23 protein-coding genes are annotated in these 22,594 nt (G+C 41.8%); 14 read left to right on the plus strand and 9 right to left on the minus strand.

All coding sequences use genetic code 11. The features are described from left to right. Window positions 1-91 precede the first annotated feature (91 nt). From ACIQXQ_RS11795 to ACIQXQ_RS11810, 4 genes are read right to left on the minus strand one after another with little or no spacing between them, the layout of a single operon-like run. The gene (locus ACIQXQ_RS11795) at window positions 92-772 is read right to left on the minus strand and encodes an N-acetylmannosamine-6-phosphate 2-epimerase (protein ID WP_402957623.1); all 681 of its coding nucleotides are present in this window, start codon (window positions 770-772) and stop codon (window positions 92-94) included. Further along, window positions 766-1,650: an ROK family protein gene (locus ACIQXQ_RS11800; RefSeq protein WP_402957625.1), complete on the minus strand. Its 885-nt coding sequence runs from the start codon at window positions 1,648-1,650 to the stop codon at window positions 766-768. Before ACIQXQ_RS11800 ends, ACIQXQ_RS11795 begins: the two co-directional genes overlap by 7 nt. A gap of 10 nt (window positions 1,651-1,660) precedes the next feature. Further along, complete coding sequence (locus tag ACIQXQ_RS11805) at window positions 1,661-2,332, minus strand: FadR/GntR family transcriptional regulator (RefSeq protein WP_402873557.1); 672 nt, start codon at window positions 2,330-2,332, stop codon at window positions 1,661-1,663. Then, window positions 2,319-3,020 carry a FadR/GntR family transcriptional regulator gene (locus tag ACIQXQ_RS11810; protein ID WP_402957627.1) on the minus strand — a complete coding sequence of 234 codons (702 nt, stop codon included), beginning with the start codon at window positions 3,018-3,020 and terminating at the stop codon, window positions 2,319-2,321. Before ACIQXQ_RS11810 ends, ACIQXQ_RS11805 begins: the two co-directional genes overlap by 14 nt. 173 nt (window positions 3,021-3,193) lie before the next feature. On the opposite strand from ACIQXQ_RS11810, the gene ACIQXQ_RS11815 reads away from it, so the two are divergent. From ACIQXQ_RS11815 to blaOXA, 6 genes are all read left to right on the plus strand, one after another. Beyond that, window positions 3,194-4,063, plus strand: coding sequence for an N-acetylneuraminate lyase (locus ACIQXQ_RS11815; RefSeq protein WP_402957629.1), 870 nt, complete (start codon window positions 3,194-3,196; stop codon window positions 4,061-4,063). Window positions 4,064-4,230: 167 nt separating this feature from the next. Continuing rightward, window positions 4,231-5,769 carry a sodium:solute symporter family protein gene (locus tag ACIQXQ_RS11820; protein WP_402873566.1) on the plus strand — a complete coding sequence of 513 codons (1,539 nt, stop codon included), beginning with the start codon at window positions 4,231-4,233 and terminating at the stop codon, window positions 5,767-5,769. Between the two features lie 153 nt (window positions 5,770-5,922). Next, the gene (nagA, locus tag ACIQXQ_RS11825; RefSeq protein ID WP_402957687.1) at window positions 5,923-7,116 is read left to right on the plus strand and encodes an N-acetylglucosamine-6-phosphate deacetylase; all 1,194 of its coding nucleotides are present in this window, start codon (window positions 5,923-5,925) and stop codon (window positions 7,114-7,116) included. Window position 7,117: 1 nt separating this feature from the next. After that, window positions 7,118-7,855: a glucosamine-6-phosphate deaminase gene (gene nagB / locus ACIQXQ_RS11830; RefSeq protein ID WP_402957631.1), complete on the plus strand. Its 738-nt coding sequence runs from the start codon at window positions 7,118-7,120 to the stop codon at window positions 7,853-7,855. Between the two features lie 142 nt (window positions 7,856-7,997). Continuing rightward, window positions 7,998-9,395, plus strand: a complete 1,398-nt coding sequence (locus ACIQXQ_RS11835; protein WP_402957633.1) for a right-handed parallel beta-helix repeat-containing protein — start codon at window positions 7,998-8,000, stop codon at window positions 9,393-9,395. Between the two features lie 102 nt (window positions 9,396-9,497). Further along, window positions 9,498-10,310 (plus strand): class D beta-lactamase, encoded by an 813-nt coding sequence (blaOXA, locus tag ACIQXQ_RS11840; protein WP_402957635.1) that lies wholly within the window; start codon window positions 9,498-9,500, stop codon window positions 10,308-10,310. Window positions 10,311-10,774: 464 nt separating this feature from the next. Here blaOXA and ACIQXQ_RS11845 read toward each other — a convergent pair whose 3' ends face one another. Continuing rightward, window positions 10,775-11,506, minus strand: coding sequence for a hypothetical protein (locus ACIQXQ_RS11845; RefSeq protein WP_402957637.1), 732 nt, complete (start codon window positions 11,504-11,506; stop codon window positions 10,775-10,777). A 227-nt stretch (window positions 11,507-11,733) separates the two neighbouring features. Here ACIQXQ_RS11845 and ACIQXQ_RS11850 point away from each other — a divergent pair, with 227 nt between their 5' ends. From ACIQXQ_RS11850 to ACIQXQ_RS11870, 5 genes are all read left to right on the plus strand, one after another. Then, on the plus strand, window positions 11,734-12,168 hold the full coding sequence (locus tag ACIQXQ_RS11850) for a DUF3997 domain-containing protein (RefSeq protein WP_402957639.1): 435 nt from the start codon (window positions 11,734-11,736) through the stop codon (window positions 12,166-12,168). A 146-nt stretch (window positions 12,169-12,314) separates the two neighbouring features. Then, on the plus strand, window positions 12,315-13,100 hold the full coding sequence (locus ACIQXQ_RS11855; RefSeq protein ID WP_402957641.1) for an SDR family oxidoreductase: 786 nt from the start codon (window positions 12,315-12,317) through the stop codon (window positions 13,098-13,100). 112 nt (window positions 13,101-13,212) lie between these two features. Then, entirely contained in the window at window positions 13,213-13,689 is a 477-nt protein-coding gene (locus tag ACIQXQ_RS11860; RefSeq protein ID WP_402957643.1) for a hypothetical protein, read from the plus strand. A 138-nt stretch (window positions 13,690-13,827) separates the two neighbouring features. Beyond that, complete coding sequence (locus ACIQXQ_RS11865; RefSeq protein ID WP_402957645.1) at window positions 13,828-14,181, plus strand: hypothetical protein; 354 nt, start codon at window positions 13,828-13,830, stop codon at window positions 14,179-14,181. 240 nt (window positions 14,182-14,421) lie between these two features. Further along, window positions 14,422-14,622, plus strand: coding sequence for a YkvA family protein (locus ACIQXQ_RS11870; protein ID WP_402957647.1), 201 nt, complete (start codon window positions 14,422-14,424; stop codon window positions 14,620-14,622). An 89-nt stretch (window positions 14,623-14,711) separates the two neighbouring features. On the opposite strand, the gene ACIQXQ_RS11875 is transcribed toward ACIQXQ_RS11870, so the two are convergent. Together ACIQXQ_RS11875 and ACIQXQ_RS11880 are read right to left on the minus strand one after the other, a co-directional pair. Further along, window positions 14,712-19,037, minus strand: coding sequence for a S8 family serine peptidase (locus ACIQXQ_RS11875; protein ID WP_402957649.1), 4,326 nt, complete (start codon window positions 19,035-19,037; stop codon window positions 14,712-14,714). A gap of 409 nt (window positions 19,038-19,446) precedes the next feature. Further along, complete coding sequence (locus ACIQXQ_RS11880; RefSeq protein WP_402957651.1) at window positions 19,447-19,818, minus strand: BclA C-terminal domain-containing protein; 372 nt, start codon at window positions 19,816-19,818, stop codon at window positions 19,447-19,449. Between the two features lie 228 nt (window positions 19,819-20,046). On the opposite strand from ACIQXQ_RS11880, the gene ACIQXQ_RS11885 reads away from it, so the two are divergent. After that, window positions 20,047-20,772: a ZIP family metal transporter gene (locus tag ACIQXQ_RS11885; RefSeq protein WP_402873598.1), complete on the plus strand. Its 726-nt coding sequence runs from the start codon at window positions 20,047-20,049 to the stop codon at window positions 20,770-20,772. 168 nt (window positions 20,773-20,940) lie between these two features. Here ACIQXQ_RS11885 and ACIQXQ_RS11890 read toward each other — a convergent pair whose 3' ends face one another. Both ACIQXQ_RS11890 and ACIQXQ_RS11895 read right to left on the minus strand, forming a co-directional pair. After that, window positions 20,941-21,285: a DUF2178 domain-containing protein gene (locus tag ACIQXQ_RS11890; RefSeq protein WP_402957653.1), complete on the minus strand. Its 345-nt coding sequence runs from the start codon at window positions 21,283-21,285 to the stop codon at window positions 20,941-20,943. Then, window positions 21,275-21,523, minus strand: coding sequence for a helix-turn-helix transcriptional regulator (locus ACIQXQ_RS11895; protein WP_402957655.1), 249 nt, complete (start codon window positions 21,521-21,523; stop codon window positions 21,275-21,277). Before ACIQXQ_RS11895 ends, ACIQXQ_RS11890 begins: the two co-directional genes overlap by 11 nt. A gap of 233 nt (window positions 21,524-21,756) precedes the next feature. Between ACIQXQ_RS11895 and ACIQXQ_RS11900 the strand changes: the two genes are divergently transcribed. Together ACIQXQ_RS11900 and ACIQXQ_RS11905 are read left to right on the plus strand one after the other, a co-directional pair. Continuing rightward, window positions 21,757-22,170 carry a DUF2500 domain-containing protein gene (locus tag ACIQXQ_RS11900; protein WP_402957657.1) on the plus strand — a complete coding sequence of 138 codons (414 nt, stop codon included), beginning with the start codon at window positions 21,757-21,759 and terminating at the stop codon, window positions 22,168-22,170. Window positions 22,171-22,197: 27 nt separating this feature from the next. Next, window positions 22,198-22,401: a zinc ribbon domain-containing protein gene (locus tag ACIQXQ_RS11905; protein ID WP_402873610.1), complete on the plus strand. Its 204-nt coding sequence runs from the start codon at window positions 22,198-22,200 to the stop codon at window positions 22,399-22,401. The last annotated feature ends 193 nt before the right edge of the window (window positions 22,402-22,594 follow it).

The raw sequence follows: 22,594 nt of genomic DNA on the forward strand, positions 1-22,594 counted from the left end.
AGAAGATGCTGAATAGTTATCATCGCACACCCAACCCTTTATGCACCAATGGGTTGAATGTGCGATGTCCACTTCAAACAGGTAAAGTCTATCATCCTTGAACTTGATTAACAAAAAGCTGTGTGATGTCTTTTGGACGTGTGATGGCCCCTCCGACGACACTTGCATGGGCGCCCAATTCCATGCACCTTTTATACATGTCGGGTGTCATGACATTTCCTTCCGCAATAACGGGGATGTTCACATGCTGGAGAACCTGTTTCAAGAATTCAAAGTCATCATGATAGAGTTTCTCTCCACTTGTTTCTTCCGTGTAGCCATGTAATGTAGTGGAAATACAATCGAATCCGAGTTTTTCCGATTGTATGGCATCCTCTAAAGTAGCGATATCCGCCATGAGTTGAATGCTAGGATTCTTTTCTCTTACATAGTTGACCAGATCGCTTAAAAGAAGATTCTCCGGTCTTGTCCGATGGGTGGCATCCATGGCAATCATCTCGCAGCCACTAGCCAGTAACTCATCGATTTCCTTGCAAGTGGCGGTAATGAACACGGAGCTATCGTCATAGTCGCGTTTAACGATGCCGATAACGGGCAGGTCCACTTCTTTTTTTATCGCGATGATATCCACTTCGGAGTTTGCCCGGATTCCTTTTGCACCGCCTTGTTTAGCGGCCAACGCCATTTTCGACATGATGAATGAGCTATGTAGAGGCTCATTTGGTAGGGCTTGACAAGATACGATTAATCCACCTTTAACTTCGTTTAACATTCTATATTTCCCCCTTTGAAAAATGGATGGACCGCCCCGAATAGGGAGGCATCATTATATAATTGAGCAATTTTTATTTCTGTCTTCAAAAAATCAGTAGGAAGATAAGTGGTGAGCTGCTTTTGGATATGGTTCAGTAAAAAGTCGCCTTGGCGGGAAATGCCGCCTCCTATCAGGATACACTTCGGATCGACTAACAGGATGATTTGCGCCAATCCCCTAGCCACTTCCTTACTCCATGCCTCAATCAAGGCTATGTATGGCTCTTCACCGAGTCTTGCTTTCTCAAAGACTTCCTTCGTGGAGACACCTTTACCAAACTCTTTTTCAATCATTCTATTTAAAGCGGTTGTGGATGCTCTCATTTCATAATTCGTTTTTGTTTCTGGATCGTATAATAGATAGCCAACGGAGTTTGCCTGATGATGGGTTCCATCCATGATTCCGTCATGATAATAGGCCCCGCCGATGCCTGTCCCTAAGGTAATGCAAAACACATCGTTTTCCCCTTGGGCAGCGCCTTGCCAAAGCTCGCCGATCAAAGCGGCATTCACATCATTTTCTACAGAAATGGGGAAAGGGAATGTACGGGATAAATGGGCTTTGAATGCGGTACCTTTATAGTCCCGGATAGTGGGCCCCGCAAAGATGATTTCCCCTTTTTTCCGGTCGACGATCCCGGCAGTGCTGATGCCCACGCCGTTAATGGCCGTCTCATTGGAAACAGCGGAAATGATGGCCTCCACCTGTTTCAGTATAGCCTGGTCGATATTTTCTTTTGTTTTCACTTGTTGATGCCCATGCAGATGTTTCTGATCGTCCAAGAGGGCATATTTAATAAACGTACCGCCGATATCAATCGATAAATAATCAGCCATGGATATCCTCCTACACTTTCGTTTGTTTAATATGTTGAATGAGAAGTGTTTTTGCCTCATCGGCATTCCCCATCAGTAGCGCTTCGACAATATTCCTGTGTTCCTGGATGAGGCCTTTGAATTCTTCTAGGGAGAGATGGATATGTTGCACTTGGAAAAAATAACTGGTGATCATATTCGTCATTTGTATAAATAAATCATTATTCGTGGCTTGCAGAAGCTGCTTATGAAATAGGGTATCCGCTTCTTTGAATTCCTCTTGGGTCGTTGCCTTTTCGCTTTCTTCGACCACTTCCTTCAACATGTCCAAATCATCCATACTCTGATTTTTTACAATTTCATCAATGGCACTTGATTCAAATAGAATTCTCAAACCCAATATATCCCGGATATTCCCGCTGTTTATTTGCCATAAAAAGAAGAAGTTATCCAAAAGGTTTTCTATATTGGATTCATTGAGAAAAGCGCCCTGGCCCTGTCTGATGCGTATGACATCCGTATTTTCAAGGTAGCTCAACGCTTCCCTCACTACGGACCTGCTTACGCCAAACATTTCCGTGAACTTGCGCTCCGTTGGGAGTTGATCGCCCGCTTTTAAGTTTTGCGAAATGATATAGTTTTTAATTTCTTGAATGACCGTTTTCTTAAGTGGCTTTTTTTCTTCCATTTTAATGGGTTCCATTTGCTTCCTCCAAAGTAGTAATAAAACGAAAAATGGGTTGGAAATGTTCCTTTAGGACTTTTTGAGCCACTGGCAAATCTTTAATTTTTATAGCATCGATGATGTCTGCATGCTGTTTGAATGAATCAATCAGTGTGTCCTCTTTCTCGATAAAATCCATTCTAACCAGGGAAAAGTACTCACTGATCACTTCACTGAACTTGAAATAGGCTTCATTTTCCGTTGATTTAATTAAGGCTTGATGAAATAAACGGTCGAATTGTTTCGTGTCTTGTTTTTGGATGATCGTCTGATAATACGATTCATTTATGCTGATGAGATGATCAATATCGACATCCACTTGTTTCTCGATGATCAATCGCAATGCCCCTAATTCGATGACTTCCCGGATTTCCATCAATTCTTTCATTTTTACACCGTGCGTGTCGTAATAATGTTTAAGTATCGTATTGATTGAATCGAGTGTAGGCTCAGCTATATAGACACCGCCACCGGGCTTCACGTTCAAGATCCCTACGGTTTGGAGCGAGATTAACGCTTCGCGTATAACCGTCCTACTTACTTGCAACTGTTCGACCAGTTCTTTTTCTGTTAAAAACTTATCATTCGGTTTCAGATTATTTTCTAAGATATGGCTCTTAATTCTTTCAATCGCGATTGTGACCAATGAGGTCTTATGAATTGTCATGACGCCACCCCTTTATGTATGTCTACCATATTATAGAAATGAAGGAAAGGGATTACTGAAATTTGTTGACATTTTTATGAAAGGCTTTTATGATAAATTTGTAAATAAAAATTGGTCTGACAATATTATATCTTTGTTATCTGAATTTTTCAAACTAATTAGGGGGTTAAGATATGAAGGGGTTATTTTCAGCACTACTGATACCATTTGATGAAAATGGGAAGATTATCGAACAAGGCTTGCGTGAGATCGTTAGACAAAATATTGATGTTCAGAAAGTGGACGGTCTATATGTGAATGGTAGCTCAGGTGAAAACTTCATGCTATCTACCGATCAAAAAAAGCGAATTTTCAAAATTGTCAGTGAAGAGAGTAAAGGGGAGGTCAAGCTAATCGCCCAGGTAGGATCGATCAATCTGGACGAAGCCGTTGAACTGGGTCAATTTGCAACAGAGCTTGGCTACGACAGTCTATCAGCCGTCACGCCGTTTTACTATAAGTTCAATTTTGAAGAGATCAAGCATTACTATGAAACGATCATTGATAATACAGGCAATAATATGATCATTTACGCCATTCCATTCTTAACGGGTGTATCGATGAACATGGATCAATTTGAGGAACTCTTTCAAAATGACAAAATCATCGGCGTGAAATATACGGATGGAGACTTCTACTTATTGGAGCGACTTCGTAAGAGATTCCCAGATAAACTGATTTATTCTGGATTCGATGAAATGCTTATCTATGGAGCCATTTCAGGAGTGGATGGGGCAATCGGAAGTACATATAATATCAATGGAAAGCGATCTAGACAGATTTTGGAGTTGGCGCAAAGTGGCAAGGTAGCGGAGGCGTATGAGATTCAGCACGTCACCAATGACCTTATTGAAAGAGTGCTAGATTTGGGATTATATCAAACGTTGAAAGAAGTACTGAATGTAAAAGGCATCCAAGCAGGTACGGTCAAAAAACCGATGGCTCCATTTGATTCAAGCAAAAGGGAAGAAGTGGAACAACTCGTAAAAGATTTTAACTTATAAGATAGCTCATAGATAGAATGTGTTGGACACTTAACTATCTGATTTTTCTGTAATCAAGATGTACCGCAAGGGCCGTGCCACTCTTTTTTAAAAGAAGAGGGGGCAGGCGCTTTTGTTACCTTTTAGGGAAGCTCTATAAAATGATTTTATGATGAGGGGTGTATTATATGGAGAAGATTAGTTTTGGCGTGGCTAACTGGGCTGTCATGGTGGTCTATCTACTAGCGATGCTAGCAGTGGGGCTTTATTTTACAAAGAAATCTGGTAAGAATACTGATGCGTTCTTTACCGCAGGTGGTAAGATTCCTGCTTGGGCCGCGGGTTTCAGTATCTATGCTACAACGTTAAGTGCGATTACGTATATGTCGACACCAGAACAGGCATTTTTATCTGATTGGACTTATGCAGCAGGTAATCTATCAATACTGGCCATCATACCTGTGTTGATCTATTTTTATATTCCTTTCTTTAGGAAGCTGAATGTCACGACGGCCTATGAATATTTAGAGGAACGCTTCGGTGTATCTCTTCGCGTGATAGGAAGTTTACTCTTTACACTTTTCCACATTGGCCGTATAGCGATTGTCGTCTACTTGCCAACGCTTGCGATTACACTCGTTTCCGATATAAATCCCTTTATCATAGCTCTTGCGGTTGGAGGTTTATGTATTGTTTATACGTTCCTCGGGGGGATTGAAGGGGTCATTTGGAGCGATGTGATTCAAGGGATCATCCTTCTAGGCGGTGCCATTTTACTTGTCGTCCTGGGAATCTTCTCTATCGATGGCGGGCTCTCGACAGTTATCGATGATGCGGTCAACAACAAGAAAGTGGTAACGGCAGACAGTTTCAAGTTCAGTGCCGTCACGGCAGCCATTCCGATTATCTTCTTAGGCTCCATCTTTAATAATCTACATCAATATACAGCCAGTCAAGACGTCGTACAACGTTATCAAACGACTAGTTCAATCAAAGAGACAAATAAGTCTTTGTGGACCAATGGAATCTTGGCTCTTATCACGATCCCTGTCTTTTTTGGATTTGGTACCGTCCTTTATAGTTACTATACGAATGTTGAAGCCCTTCCAGAAGGATTTAATACTTCAGCCATCGTGCCGTATTTCATCGTTTCAAGTTTACCAGCGGGGGTAGCGGGTTTACTGATCGCCGCCATATTTGCCGCTTGCCAATCTACAATCTCCTCTAGTTTAAATAGTATTTCCGCTTGTGTAACCGTCGATTTTAAACAAAGATTTTTAGGTGCAAATGAAAAAAGTGATGTATTATTGGCGAGGATTGTCATTATCGCGTCCGGTGTACTGGGTATGGCAGCCGCTTTATATCTCATTTCAAGCAATCAAGCTGAAACATGGAACTTGTTCTTGGCTATCACAGGATTATTCGGTGTTCCGATTGCCGGTATCTTTGCTCTTGGGATATTCACGAAACGTGCCAATACACCTGGAGTATTGATCGGTCTATTCTTAAGTGCGATTACCTCCTATTTCGTGCAACAAACAGACCTGACACCCTTCGTCGTTAGTATCGTCTCGTTCATTACTTCCTTTGGATTTGGTTATGTTGTAAGTTTGCTATTCCCGAAATTCAACAAAAACACCACAGGGTTGACCATTTATACGAAAAACGAAGAATATGTGAAGCCTAATCTACATCCAGAACCGCAATCTAAGTCTAAAGCAGTGTAAGAAAGTCTAATATAAGGATAGCCAGTCATGTTGATGATTGGCTATTTACTACATTTCCATTTACCCAAAGCATGACGAAAATAAATAAAGGGTTTTTAACCTTGGATAGTGAACATAAATACATGGATAAGAGAAGGGGATTTTGTGAATAAAATGAAATGCATGATCCTTAATAATATAACGATTTACAGTGAAAGAAAAAGGATTGAATGTGGGTTTTTAATGGCGAAGGATGGGAAAATCGTTGCCTTTGGTTCTATGGATGATATTAATGACTTAGAGTTTAAGGGTGAGGTCATTGATTTTCATGCCCTGCCGGATTATAAGGTGATACCGGGAATGATCGATATTCATATTCATGGCGTAAATGGCGCCGATACCATGGACGCAACGCAGGAAGCGTTAAAGCGTATGGCTGCAGCTCTTCCGATGGAAGGGACGACGAGTTTTTTAGCTACCACCATGACACAGGAACCCGAAGCCATCGAGAACGCGTTAATGAATGCCGGTCAGTACATCGATGACCATCAGCCACCGGGAATGGCCGAAATCGTTGGCATTCATTTAGAAGGGCCCTTCGTCAATCCAAAGATGGCAGGGGCGCAGCCAGCGCAATATATGATCGATCCAGATTTACACATCTTTAAAAAGTGGAATGAGTTATCGAATGATCATGTCAAAGTCGTTACGCTTGCACCGGAACAGCCAGGTGGAAGCGAATTAATCCGTTATTTAAAGGAACATGGAATTGTGGCTTCCATTGGCCATTCAGATGCGACATATGATGAAGTGGATCAAGCGATTTCGGATGGTGCAACGCAAGTCACGCATCTGTTTAATCAAATGAAAGGCCTACATCACCGTGAACCGGGAGTTGCCGGAGCTGCCCTTTTGCGTGATGAATTGAAAGCGGAAATGATTATGGATGGCATTCATGTCCGTCCAGAAATCATCAAGCTTGCCTATAAACAAAAGTCAAAAGAAGGGCTCCTATTAATTACTGATTCCATGCGGGCGAAGTGCCTGAAAAACGGAACCTACGATTTAGGGGGCCAAGACGTGACGGTGAAAGATGGGAAGGCGGTTCTTGCGGACGGAACACTGGCAGGAAGTATCCTGAAAATGGGGCAAGCGGTTAAGAACCTCTTATCCTATACAAATTGTCCGCTTGAAGATGCCATTGAAATGGCTGCCCTGAACCCAGCCAAACAGCTTCAACTGGATGATAGAAAAGGAAGCATCAAAGTAGGGAAAGATGCGGACTTAGTCATTTTGAACGAGGAAAATGAAGTGGTCATGACCATCTGTAGAGGAGAAATGGCATATAGCATAATGGAGGTTGAATAATATGGAAATCATTGAAGCTCAAAACTACGATGAAATGAGCCAGAAAGCAGCACACCTTATTCTGGACAAGGTAAAACGGACACCTTCTCTTGTATTGGGCCTTGCGACTGGAGGAACGCCGGTCGGGACGTATCAACACTTAGTGAAGGATTATCAGGAAAATCAGACCTCCTATCGCCATGTTCATACTGTGAACCTGGACGAATATGTAGGAGTGGAAAAAGATCATCCCACTAGTTACCATACATATATGAAGGACCATCTCTTTAACCATATCGATATCCCGATCCAACAAACTCATTTGCCGGATACCATGGCACCAGACTTACAAGCAGAATGTCAAAGGTATGAAGAGCTCATTGAAAACCTTGGTGGAATAGACCTTCAGCTATTGGGGATTGGGGTGAATGGCCATATTGGATTCAATGAGCCAGGTACACCTTTTGCCTCCACCACGAATGTAGTGGAGCTTACAGCCTCCACAAGAGAAAAAAATGCCTGCTATTTTGATAATCCCTTCGACGTACCAAAACACGCGGTGACGATGGGAGTCTCGACGATCATGAAGAGTAAACAAATCGTACTCCTCGTGTCCGGAAAGCAAAAGGCCCATATTTTATACAAACTACTATCTGAACCAACCAATGAGCAAGTCCCAGCTTCCATCCTAAAACACCATAAAAATGTATTGATTATTGCCGATCGTGAAGCGTTGGCGGAACTCAAGCAGAACTGTTAACGGGGTTGCAATGATCTTGGCGAGTCGTATGATAAGGTTAACCTGTTTTTATTGGTTAACCTTTTTTTGTTGAAGATTCTTTTTATCAGCATGGGGTTCAGAGTATTAGAAGACAAACAAGAAGTTGAGGGGAGGCGTGTTTTTGAACAAGAAAAGAAGAGCCGTACTGTTTCTTTTGTTAGCCTTTTCTATTGGGCTTGTCCTGTATGGACTATCCGGGCAAGCCACTCAGGAAAACAACAAATTGTATGTGTCTTCCGCTGGGGATGACAAAAACGTCGGAAGTAAGAAAGAACCTTTAAGAACCATACAGAAAGCCGTCGATTTAGCAAAACCGGGTACAACTGTCCATGTTCGAAAAGGAGTCTACAATGAACAAGTCGTCATACGGAAATCAGGCAAAGAAAATGCCCCTATCACCATTAAGGCCTACCCAAAAGAAAAGGCGATCATCGATGGGAGGGGCCTAGAGGTTTCATGGGATGACCAGGGTTTAGTATCGATACATAATCAAAGCTACGTTACCATCGATGGATTGGACATCCAACATTACAAAACCGAACAAGAAGAGTTAGTGCCAATTGGAATATCTGTTAGCGGAAGCGGAAAGGGTATCCGTATTTTGCGTAATCATGTTCATCATATTGAAACACTGCATGAAAACGGGAATGCCCATGGGATTGCTGTTTATGGCACCGAAGCACCGCAAGCGATTGAAGATATCATCCTTTCAGGCAATACACTAGAAGAGATGAAACTGGGTGCCAGTGAAACGTTGGTGCTGAATGGTAATATATCAAACTTCCAGGTTACAAATAACATCGTCAGGAGAAATGACAATATCGGAATCGATGTTATTGGGTTTGAAGGCGTGTCTCCTGTAGAAAAATTCGATCAGGCAAGGAACGGCATCATCCGTAACAACACAGTCTATGAAATATCCAGTTACGGAAATCCAGCCTACGGAAACCAATATGCGGCTGGCGGAATCTATGTCGACGGTGGTAAAGATATCGTTATCGAGAAGAATAGGGTTTATAAAAACGATATAGGAATCGAAGCGGCTAGCGAGCATGAGGGCAAAGTTACTAATTCCATCACCATACAAAACAATTCGATTTATGAAAATAGAAGTGCAGGTATCGCAATAGGCGGGTATGACAGGAAAAGAGGAAGCACCATAAACAGTACAATTACCGGCAACGTCCTGTATAAAAATGATACGGAATTTCAAGAGGGCGGACAGGTATTGCTTCAATATCATACAAACCATAATAGAATCGAAAACAACATCATGGTCGCGGGTGATTCCAATCTCCTTATCAGTAACCCTTTCAAGCAAAACAAAGGGAACATACTAGATAACAATGTCTACTACCTGCATGGGGGAGAGAAAGAAACGCGTTGGATATGGAAAACGGAAGATATCATGGGGTTCTCTGCCTTTAAAAAGAGAAGTCTTCAAGACACGAATAGTACGTTTCAGAAGCCGAAGTTCATGAATGAAAGTAAACGTGATTTCCGGCTCAAGTCCAAATAAATTCGGTTAACGGTATAATAGCATCATTTTGGCTTTTCCATATTTTTGTTATATTTAATGTGATAGATTGGCAGGAAATATAGTCAGAGGGAGGAAGGGAATATGAATAATAGAAGGAATTTGCTTTTTTTCTTAGCGTGCATGGGTGCAGTGGTTCTATTCATTACAAGTGTTCAACAGCCAAGTGAAGCGAACGCTGCCAAGGACAACCTGAATCTTAAGAAGCTGGAAGTCGATGAATTCTTTACGAACCATGACGGAACATTCATATTACGTGATCTGAAAAAAGAAAAGACATTCGTCTATAACCAGGAACGTGCGAATCAACGATTTGCACCGCAATCGACTTTTAAAGTGCCAAATTCTTTGATTGGGTTGCAAGTTGGAGCTGTAGAAGATGAATATGACATTAAGTATTGGGATGGTGTTGAGCGGGAGATTGAGGCCTGGAACCAAGATCATACGCTTGGGTCTGCGATGAGAAACTCTGTCGTTTGGTATTATCAAGCGATGGCTCGTGACATTGGAGAGAAGCAAATGGAGGAATGGGTTCGTACCATATCTTATGGCAACCAAGATATTAGTGGAGGCATCGACCAGTTCTGGTTAAGCAGTTCACTCGAAATTTCACCAATAGAACAAGTAGACTTTATGGAGAAACTATATAAAGAGAACCTTCCCTTTGATAAGGATGTCATGAAAACCGTGAAACGCATGATGATCCAGAAGGAAGGGGATGACTTTACCCTTTACGGGAAAACAGGGCAAGGGTCAGGTATAGGCTGGTATGTCGGTTTTATCAAAACAGACAACCGGGCATATAGTTTTGCTACGAATATTGCCGGAACAAGCACGGACGCTAAAGCCATCACAATGGACATATTAAAGAAGTACAACGTAATGACAGCTGAATGAAACCAAGAATTAGAGGATAGGATGTTGAAATAAAGGCATGCATCCTCTTTTTCATACGAAAAACATGTCCGATGTTAAAATAAGCTTCGCATTAGGGCACTGATCCAAGAAGGATTGACACTCTTTTTTAATGGATTGTTGATTAAAGACTTCCAACTATACTTACAAATACATGATTTGTGCTTCTAACAATCTCTTACATTTAAAATCAAATCATTGTTATATAATCGAAAAAATTATTCATTTATTTTTCTTCTATTTTAATTTTAAGTAGAAATACAACTTTATAATCACTTATCATTTTCTTCCTCAAGGATGTATTAAAGTAGGATCTATCCTTTCATAACAAAGTAACCTTAATGAACGAACAGGTTTGTAAGTTCATTAAGGATTAAAAAATCTTATTTTCTTTATAAAATTAGCCCTTCACCGAACAGTAATTAGTTAGTTCACTTTTATTACGTCTATTCTTCATTCGCTTCGTTCACGATTTGCTTTAAGTAACCTTCTGGAATGGACTGCGTCAAACGGAAATGCTGTGTAAACGACTGATTCTTTGTTGTGGTGATTTCCATGAGCAGTTCATCGTCTGAGCTAAGTTTATACGGCTCCTCAATTTGAACATCGACGGATTGTCCTTTTTTAAGAACTAAGGGGAACTCAATTTCGTCAAAGGAAATCAGTGCTTCGCTGTCATGGTGACCAATTGATTCAATCGTTATATCTTCAGGTGCTGTAAATGTATAGAGGAGTGCATCCCCTTGCTTTGTTACCTCAGCGGCCTCATCTTTCAATAAAATCGCGAGTATGGTTTGAATTGGTGAATAGTCTTTAAAGGATATGTCAACGGATACGGCACGTCCTTCAAGAGATAAGAAATACGCGAGTTGATCGTCTGTCAGGTCGACAATATCTTCCCGCAGCTCATAGCCATCTTGTGTTGCAAGTACTTGTGTATTGTTCTCCCTATTCCCTTTACCGTTCGAACTATCCGGATAAAAACCTTTTGTATCGTGTGCAATCTCCATTACATACGTACTATCATCTTGCTCCACTATATAGGAGACTGCTAGAGTTTTAGCAGCTTCGTCAAATTGAACTGACGTTACAACTGGCTCTTCTAAATGCGCTTTAGACCATGCGAAATACGTTCCTATCGCTATAATCACCACTAAAATTATAATCCATTTCTTCACCGATTTTCCTCCCAATCACTTCGTTTTCAATCTATGCCCAGTATTGTGCGTCCACTGTATAGGCATAACTACTATTCTATAATAAATATCAAAAGAAGAAACCCAAAATTCAGTCGCGACTCTTGATTAAATTTCCTGATCATTCAACAACTACACCTGTTCTAGCAGATATAGATATAACGGAGTTGTTTGATGAATTTTTGAATCATCGTGGATTGGAGAATGTAATGCAAATTAAATTATTTCGTTATTTATTATTGAGCTTACTTTCACTCTTATTCTTAACAGGTTGTCCAGGCCCATCTGACTATGATATGGACCTACCTGGAGGATATTCTGTTATAAAAACATCAGCCGACGAAGTCAAGATTGCACCAAAAGTTAGTGAAGGTAGTTGGGGAACCGGCGTCATTCCTGCGAAAGTTACCGAAGTTGCTTGGGATGATAAATATATTATCGCAAAGCAGCTCGGTTTGAAAAATGACGACAACGGCTATCAAACTCCTGATGAAAAGAACGTGAGCTTTTGGATACTGGAAGTGACTACAGACGAAGTGACTGGACCTTTAGATGGTAAAAGTTTCACAGAGAAAAAAGCTGAATTTGGAATATCTAATGATATTGTGCTACAAGAAATAGATGACATTAGGGGGGATGGATAGGCGTTGCCTCTTAAAGAAGCTTTTCCGTGTTCCTTCATTTGTTCTGACAATTTTTTCAGTGAATATGATCTGAAAACGAATGACTGAAACCAGGTAGGGAAGAATATCAGCGAGTCTGATTACTTTTTTTAAATGGAGGTATGAACATGAACAATCGTTTTGATGATAAAGTCGTGTTGATTACAGGAGCCGGATCTGGACTGGGACAGGCTTCTGCCCTGCAAGTGGCCAAAGAAGGGGCGAAACTTTCCTTGGTGGATGTGAAAAGTGATTCTTTGGAAACCACGGAAAAATTGATTCGCGAAGCGGTGCCCAAGGCGGAAGTGCACTTGATTACGGCGGACGTTTCAAAGGAAGGTGATGTGAAGAAGTATGTGGATGAAACGGTGGATCGATTCGGCCGCATCGACAGTTTCTTCAATAACGCCGGGATCGAAGGAAAACAGAACCTGACGGAGGATTATGGAATCGATGAGTTCCGCAGAGTGGTGGGTGTGAACCTGAACGGGGTTTTCTTCGGGATGAAGTATGTACTGGAAATCATGAAAAAGCAGAAATTCGGCACAATTGTCAATACGGCATCTGTCGGTGGAATCCGCGGCGTGGGGAACCAATCAGGCTATGCGGCAAGTAAGCATGGTGTCGTCGGACTGACGCGAAACTCCGGAATCGAGTATGGCCAATACGGCATCAGCATCAAGGCGATTGCCCCGGGTGCGATCATGACGCCGATGGTCGAAGCTTCCTTGAAACAGATGGGTGGCGAGAATTGGGAGGCAGCCGGTAAGGAATTCGTCAGCGTCAACCCGATGAAACGCTTTGGAAAACCGGAAGAGGTCGGGTACTTGGTCGCTTTCCTGCTTTCCGAACAAGCAACCTTCATCAATGCCGCCGTCATCCCAATCGACGGTGGACAGTCGTATAAATATTAAGTAGTAAAAACTGATCTTTTCGCTTAAGCGAAAGGGTCTTTTTTATAGAATTGCTTTCCTTCTATTAATAAGGTATGAATTATTAAAGGGCGATTTCAAATGGGGGACGGGCATGGATACGACAATCCTGTATTATAAAAGATATGAAGGAGAAGCAAAGCCTATTGATTATGTTAATTGGGCTTATCAAAAATTAACGGATGATTCTTCGGTGAACTCATTAAAAATCCTAGCATCCTTTAGAGAACCTCTTAACCAATTCGAGGTAGAAGATTATTTTCAAAGGGTTATAAAAGAATGGGAAATGCCAGTGCCTACGCATGAAGAGTGTGCCAAAGCCTACTTATATCACTTATTAAGACAAATCTTAGGGGAAGATAAACATGTCGCCCATATAGCTTACGAAGTGTATGAAGTGGTTCGCGAACACTTTAATGAGCTGAATGTATGGTATGACATAAGTGAAATGATAGACGAATTTCAGTGTGGGGAAAATAGACTAAGAGAGAACCTAACGTGGGAGCAGTTTCTTTCCATGATCAAGCTTGAAGCAGAGAAACAATTAGAAAATGAATTCTTCCTCCAGTAAAGGGCTATAGACTTACCGAAAGACCATTTTTTGTAGGAAGGATTTCCTTTGTTGGAGGAAACGTAATAAACTTTTTCAATTCTTCCGTCCGAGTGGCATATACATATAAGCGATCTTGTAATGAGAAGGAGGATTGCTTTGGACGGAGTAACGTTATATGATATCTTCTTCATCGTGGCGACAGAAATCATCTTGCTTGCGACAGTGGTGCTTACCTTACTTTGGGTCATCCGGGCACGGAAGGAAAAGGTTCATTTTCTACTTGCATTTATCATTATTGCTTTTCAGCTTGTATGGAATGTCGCATCCAACTATTTCATGATGACCGCGATTTTGATTCCAGGTGTATCGGTGGTTCTGATGCTGACCTGGAGGCTTTTCATCCGGGATGAATACATGAAAAGCCGGTTGTTCAGTGCTGCGCTTCTGCTACAGGGGATCTGGTTTGTTTTGTATATCGTCGTACTGATCGAAAACTGGTTAGGTTTTTAGTCATCGGAAGGCCCTTACATGGTGAGGGTCTTTTCTTTAAGGCTTCTTTAGACTGACGGTCGAATTAATGCGTGTATCGGTCGAATTATTGGCGTTGATGGTTGAATTATCAGCTTGTATGGTCGAATTAATCCTATCCGTGGTTGAATTATATCGATTTCAGCTCTGTTTAAGAATCGATTTTACGTGAATTGTGCGCTATACTGAATGAAACTCGTCTTAAAGGAGATTGACCAGCCCGTGTTTAATAGATTAACGAAGAAAACAAAGGTAGCTCTAGTAGCTTCCATCTTATATGTGATTGTACCGACGGATCTCATTCCGGATTTTATAGTAGGTTTCGGACAGGTTGATGACGCAGCTGTACTGCTCTACCTAGGCAAGTGTTTATACACAGATTTGTTTACCAAGAAATCTCGTCCTGACGTCATAAAAGGATAGTAGATTAATAGGTAAACAGTTACTTAATCGTTTTCATAAAAAAAAGCCATGCTCCCAGCCGTTAGGCTGAAAGGCATGGCTTTTTCCTTTTACTTTTGAGCGTTAATCCAAAGCTTACCTGTTGCTCGTTGTGTTGTAACATTACCATAGCTATCTTGGGCTTTTACCTCAACGACGGCACCTGGTGCTTTTACATTCGTTGTGGCTGTGTAGTAGCCGACATAATGTCCTGATGATGTTTCTTTCATTGGTAATTCCGTTGCATTGGCAACGCCTCCTGCATTTGTCAAAGGCATCAAGATGGAGAAATCTGCGGTTAGGCCTGGTTCACTGTCAAATTCGATTTTGACGGATTCCCCATTTTTTAAGACCTTATCCTGATTTGGCACTAAACCAGAGATTTCTGGAGCTGTGAATTTCACATCGATGGAGATGGTTTTAGTGACTGAATTGCCTGCCTTATCTAGAGCGACTACTTTGATTTTATTGATTCCTTCGTCAAGTAGAAGGCGATAAGAGAAGGTGTTATCTTTCACTTCGGCCTTCTTCCCGTTCACTTTAACTGAATCCAGGTTTTCATCCGAGATGGTACCCTTCACGGTTACCGTTTCGCGGTTTACTTTGCTGCCATCAGTTGGTGAAGTAATGGCGAGTGTTGGCTTTTTCGTATCCAATATCACCGTTACAGGAGCGGATGCCTCAGTTGTGCCTTGGCTAGTCCGCGCTTTTGCAGTCAATGTGTTTTCCCCGTTGTTTAATGTGACAGGAACGGAGAATGTTCCTTCATTCGTAGAATCTGTCGTTGCTACTTTTTCCCCTTTGTTGAAAATATCCACTTTCGTTGTCGGTGCGGATGTACCTTCAACGGTTACTTCTTTTTGATTCGAATAAGAACCGTCTTTAGGAGAGGTGATGACAGGTTCTTTTACTTCGTAATCGACAGTTGCCCGAATCATGTAATTTCCTTCTTCAGTTGGGGCTGGTGACCAAGCACCGCTTACACCCTGCCAGCTTCGTCCTGCATTCGGTCCATCTTCATCTGTAGCTAGACCTGGTGCATTCGGATTGGCTTTTGTTTGGGTATAAACCATAAAGAAATCGCCTTCAACCATGATTCCATGTTCGCTAAGATCAACATGTGTCCATTGACCGTTACGTAAGGCTGTTTCGGTGAAAGGACCTGCGATTTTCTTGCCAGGTGATCCGTCTGTTCCTGAAGCATCATATACGGAAACTTGGAACTCAGTCCCACCTGGGGTAGGCCATGTTGTATCCCAGAAGCGTAAAAGAGCGCCGGTTACATTGGCCGTTTTATTCCCTGAAGCCAAGGACATTTTTACAGCCCAGCTGTTGCCTGCCGCATTATAGGCACGAGCGTTTTCAGCTGTTCCATCATCATACTTGATTTCATCTGGGTACCCGATGAACGGTTTTAGTTCGATGTTTTTCGTGCTAGTTTCTTCAGAAATCGTCACGGATGCTTCATTGCCGTAATAAGAAGGAGCCATGACTTTTAATGTGTAATTTCCTTCATAAGCAGTTAGTGAGTATTCACCGTCTGCATTTGTTGTTACGGGCTGAATGGCTGCATCCTCTAGAAGGTAAACGGTAGCACCAGAGACGGGTTCACCAGTAACCTTGTTGGTGATGGTACCATTGATTGTTCCTTTAGGGATTTCTTGAAGAGTAAAGTTAGCTGTTGATGTTGCATCTTGTTCGATGTTGACTGGCGCTGTTTGTGAACGATACCCATATGTTTCTGCTTGCATGGTATATGAGCCTGTTGCATGTGTAAGTTGGTATGAACCATCTTGTGGGTTTGTATATACAGAACGTCCTGTTTCTAAAACACTTACCTGTGCCTGTAATGGAAGAAGCACTGGTGCAGGTTGTTCTTTTTCAGCTTCTTTTTGTTCTTTTTCCAAAACTGGCTTGATTTTATCAGGATTCACTTGCGGTTTAGCCGATACCGAAGAATCAGACTTATTGACGCCTAATCCTGCTTTTGCTTTTGTCGTTGGTAGAATCGAAGTATTGGCCAATTTAACATCATCGATATACCAGCCCGGTTTTTGGACGGAACTATCTGATGTGACATTAAAGGCGATGTAGATCCGTTCTCCAGCATATTCGCTTAGGTTTACTTCACCATCGATCCAAGTATTTGACTTATCATTGAAACGGGCAGCTTGGACCCAGTTTGTTTCGTCTGTGGAAATAAATACATGACCGTAATCATAGTTCCTTTCCAGTTCATACCAGTGCTTGAATTGTAAATAGCTTGTGCCTTCTGGTACATCGACCGGAGGCATGGCTAGGCTCATATTGGCGCTATTTGCATAGTTTCCAGCCAGGTTTGTAGCATAGACCTTCTGACCGGATGCTGCTGATCCAGGTCCGCTTGTCGGAATGCCCCATTCCCAGTTATTGTTTGTGCCATAAGAATTCCATCCAGTTGGATTTTCTTCAAAATCCTCTGTATAGCCCACGCTGATTCCAGGCAATAGCTCAGTGGAATAAGCATCGGAAGTAGTGACGGATCCACCAAAATCGGTTGCAATCCATTTATAAGTGACTGTATTTCCAGTCAGATCAGAACCTGGAATCGTGGCTTCGTACGTTCCAGACTTATAATCACCATTCTTTCTCTCTGCCTTGACTTCAGCCCAGCTTCCGTCCGCTTTTTTGTAGCTGAGTTTAACGGCAGTGACACTTACATTATCTGATACTTCAGCTTGAAGCTTTAGGTTCATTTTTTTATACGAATTTTCTGGTGCTTCATGGGAAATGACTGCTGCTTCTGTGTCATCACCAGACTTGGTTACTTGACCTTCGATTTTACCCAGTCCGCTTACAACGGAAGAGACCGCGTCAAATGCGTTTACTAGGCCATAACCATATGCATGATTAGGCGTTGTCGGGTAATTGCTGTCTGTCAAAGGTGTCGCCGTTGTCAGTAGAATTTCCTCAAGTTGGTCAACGGTTAAGCTGGCATTTACCTGTCTTAATAGAGCAGCGACTGCTGTGACATGAGGGCCAGCCATCGATGTTCCATTCCAGCCACCTTCATAGCCACCACCAGGAACAGCAGACCGGATGTTAACACCAGGCGCGGAAATATCCGGTTTGATTTCTCCGTATGGAGATGGACCCCGTAAAGAGAAATTTCCGACTACGTTGTTAATGTCTGTTGCGCCAGTGGCAAAAGACTCTGGATAGTTGGCTGGGTTAGCTACTGAACCAGCTCCGCCGGGATTCGTTAATGTCGTATTTCCAGCAGAAAATTCAGGGAAGATTTCAGCTGCTTTCCAAGCTTGTACCATTGGACGGTACCACTCGTCAAGGCCAGCTCCGCCTCCCCAAGAGTTATTGACAACATCCGGTGCTTTCTCAGGATGAGGATTACCTGCCGCATCTTTTGGGGCGATTATCCATTCACCGGCTTCCAATAAATCAATATCTGAACCTCCATTTGCAGAAAACGCCTTAACTGCGATGAATTTAGCGCCTGGAGCCACTCCGATTTGATTGGCACCATTTGGCTCAGAGCCTACCATTGTACCGATTGTGTGAGTTCCATGATCTAAATCATCATATGGTGAAGCTTGTCCGCTCACCGCATCAAACCAGTTGTATTCATTGTTTGCGACATCTGGGTTGGCAGGGTTATATCCGCGGTACTTGGTTTTTAATGACGGATGGTTCCATTGGACGCCTGTATCGATAGAAGCAATAACGGTTCCTGCTCCATCAATGCCCATATCCCATACAGCCGGAGCCCCGATTTTTTCGATATTCCACTCAATGGAAGATGTGTCTGCTTTGGTTTTACTTGATTTTGGGATTGTAACAGCTTTAGAAGCGACGGTCTTGCTTGCCGGTTTAATAAGCTGTCTTGTTTCATTCGGCATGATTTTATCTACTTCCGGAAGAATGGCGATTTGCTCCATTACTTCCTTCGTGGCTGTCACGGCAATCGCATTAACGATATAAAAAGATTGAATATCCTTTGCATTGCCGGCTTTTTCTTGCTTTTCTAAGTAGTTCTTGATATCGACTTGTGTTTCAAGAGCAGTAGCGCGAAGCTCCGAGACCACACTCGAACGTTTAAGTAACTTTGCATTATTTGCAGATAGTTTTTGTGATTTTGCTGTTTTGGCAGCTTTTGAGGATACGTCCTTGGTGTCTACTTGTTTTTTGAGTTTAACGAGAAAGGTTACCTTTTCATCTTTTTCAAACTGTTTTAAGACCTTAGAGGCCACTTTCTTTTGATTCTTTCCCGCTAATTCATCTTTAGCAGAGGTGTGGAGTTTGTTTGTAGATGCAGCGATGGAGTTCGTTGGAATGATCAGTGATCCAATAAGCATGATGACAAATGCTATCGCTAACCACTTCGTCCTTCGTTTCTTTCGCAAGTTAATTCCCCCTTATTCTATTTTCAAAGAGCAGCACCTTTGGCCAATCTAACAGGTACATTACACCTCCATTCTTTTTAGTTGGCCAGTATGTAGAACACAGATGTTCCCATAATGATAGCAAACAGATGAATGAGAAAAATGTCGGATTATAGGGCGATAAACTCGAATCAGCCAAAATGAATAGTTTGTAGGAACACCGATTCTGGAAAAATAAGGATTAATACCTTCTCCTTTTCACGTAATGGTGGTAAATTATAGAAAAAACATGCTAATTTACGAGTGTCTAAAGAACTTTGCTTGTATGGGATATTGAAAAATGGTAAAAAAATACTGTTTAGTGCAGGTGGAGAGAAGGGTTTCAAGGAAAAACTCCCCATCATAAAAAATGGGGAGTTCATATAGAGTATTAAGCAGTTGCATCCAACTTTTTAAGAATAATAGAAGCGTTCGTGTTACCTGCTGCGCCCCCTGTTCCAGTCGGAAGAGTGATAGACGAATTTGTGACGTTTCGTAGGGTGAGAACATCCCCATCAGCTAAGGTGACCAGAGCCTGGCCGGTAATTTCCTGGCTACCTGAACCGGATCCATAAACGGAACCTGGAACCAATGTGTCATTTACTAATAAACCAAATTGGTTAGGTTCTAAAGTCGATACCGAGAAAGTAACTTCGTAGGTTCCTGGTGTGGTAACGGTTATATCGGTTGAAGGAGCTGTATGCGTAATACCAGGTGTAGTTATTCCAGTTGTATCAAAAGTAACATCCGTTCCGGCAGCCACTGTTTGAGCTGTTGTGTTGTAAATAAATCCGAACTCTGCTAAACCAGTACCACAGTGATTCCAGTAGGTTGAGTAGCACCCATTGGTCCTACAAAGTTATTGGGATGGGTACATGACATGAAATATGCATTTTTTTATAAATGGCCCTTAAACTTCTAGATTTCCTGTTCGTTTGGCACAGGGCCATCTTGGGTACTAACTTATAAAAAGAAGAAAAGAGGAAGATCCATGTGGAACGCAGTCTTATGGGGTGGAGTTTCAGGTTCGGCCGTTTTGCTTGGGGCGCTTATGGCTTTATTTGTTCCAATTAAAAAGAAAGCGATCGGTTACATTATGGCATTTGGAACGGGTGTTTTAATCGGGGCAGCCGCCTATGAGCTTTTAGGCGATTCCGTTCGGGATGGGGGAATCGTGGCGACGTCCATAGGTTTCATAGCGGGTGCAGCAGTGTTTACCGGTTTGGATTTTCTTGTTTCCAAAAAGGGTGCATCTAAAAGGAAACGCTCCAATCATGCTTCTACAAAGGAAGCTGGGTTGGCCATCTTTATTGGGACCGTGATGGATGCGATACCGGAGTCGATCATGATCGGTGCCAGCTTGATCAGTGGCGGGGCGGTCAGTTGGTTGCTCGTCATCGCCATTTTTATCAGCAACATTCCAGAAGGACTTTCCAGTACGACGGGGTTAGTGAATAGCCACTATTCGAAGAAGAAAATCATGGCTCTCTGGTTTTCCGTATTGATCATTTCGGCCATGTCGTCACTGGGGGGCTATCTCTTCCTCGATCAAGCATCGGAAGCGATGATGGCAGGAATGGCCGCCTTTGCAGGTGGAGGAATCATTGCCATGGTTGCGTCCACCATGATGCCTGAAGCGTATGAAGACTCAGGTCCAATCACTGGAATCTTCGCTTCAGCGGGGCTGCTCGTTTCACTGGTTCTGGATTCGATGTGAGTGTAATAGAATGCGTTTAATAAAATTGATAAGTGTATCCGTACTATTTTAGTTGTCATCAACTTATTTAAAACAGCCACCTCCAGAAAGGAAGTGGCTGTTTTGTTATGGAAGAAACGTCACTGTTGTACGTTCTCTTATTTATGTTCAAGTCCATCTAGAACAATATTAGTTTAAAAAGTCCTTTTTATATCGAAAAGCTAGATATATTCCGGAAGCTATGAAAGCAAGAGAATATTTAAATAAGAAGAAAATTTGCCACATATATTCTTTCGGGAAGATGATGTCGCATAAAATGACTCCATATAGCATAATGAGGGCGCCTTTTAAAGATATTTGAATGGTCCTTTCGTCAGCCGCACCCATTTTTTTATAGAATACATAGATGAGGATCACTCCGACTATAAGCAATACAAAGCTGATACCAATAAGCATATTCCAATTGCCAGTTGATTCATCTGTCCAGGTTTTTAAAGGATAAAAGACTGAATTTGATAGTTCTTCAATTTTCATTTTGTTCACTCCCTTTCACATAAATAAAGATATCGTTTACCTCTACGTTAAAGAAATCAGCTATTCGAAAAGCTAAAACAAGAGAAGGTGAGTAATTATTCTTTTCCATCACATAAATGGTTTGTTTGGATACTCCCACAGCGGCAGCCAATTCTTTTTGAGACAATCTTTTTAAAACCCGGTGTTCATATACTTTATTTTCAACATAATCCTCAACTGCTTTCTTCAAAGTCGTCACCTTCCTATTTTACCATAATCTTACAGTACATTATACTTATAGAAAAGTAAAGTAAACTTATACAAAAGATAAATATTATTATGCAATTTAAGATATAAAAAGTAAAAACGCTCGGAGATCCCAAGGGTTTTTCGAGTGTTTATCTGTGTATCAAAAAATACATTTATTGGACAGGTTGAAACTATCTTTCAGATTATCCGTATAGCTTATTATCAAAACAAGGGGGATAGCATATGTACGATGTTGATGTTGGTGGAGGGGATTGGCTTTTCTCAGCGGCACCAGTATTTATAGGGATTATTTTTGTTATCATTCTCATACTATTCATAGTGAATGTATTCAATGGCCTTAGCCAGTGGAAGGAAAACGAAGAATTGCCTCGTTTATCTGTTCCGGCACATGTCATAAGCAAACGGACGAATGTCACAAGGCATGATCATCTCCATGATACCCATGTCCATTCGCATTCTTCCTCTACGACCTACTTTATTACATGTGAATTTGACAGTGGTGATCGAACGGAATTTCGTATTTCAGGCAAGGAGTTTGGTTTGCTTGCTGAAGGAGATATCGGCACGTTAACCTTCCAGGGAACAAGATTTATAGACTTTTCCAGGAAAAAGCAGACGGAAGAAAACTTACATTGAATTCAATGGATCGGGAGATGAGGAATCATGAGTGAAAAAGGATGTATAAAATGCGGTAGTGATGATGCGGCTAAGAAGGACGTGGCAATGACGGGAACAGGATTGTCAAAGATGTTCGATGTCCAAAATAATCAATTTACGGTTGTGTATTGCAAGAAGTGCGGGTATTCGGAGTTTTATAATAGGCAATCGTCAACAGGAAGTAACCTGCTCGATTTATTCTTTGGTTGATCTTTGGAAGAGAAGGGACTGTCCCAAAAGGCGGGAATGTCGATCACAACATTTCTGCCTTTTTTGTAGAAAAGAAAACCCTAGGCTAGGCCTAGGGTTCTAAAAAGCTTTCAGCATGGTATTAAAAAAACTCTCCCATGGTGCTAAAATATTTTTGGTTCGCCAACCAAAATATCAGCATCACGGAGGAGTT

Origin of the sequence: Peribacillus sp. NPDC097198 (assembly GCF_044762055.1) — a bacterium.
GTDB lineage: Bacteria > Bacillota > Bacilli > Bacillales > DSM-1321 > Peribacillus.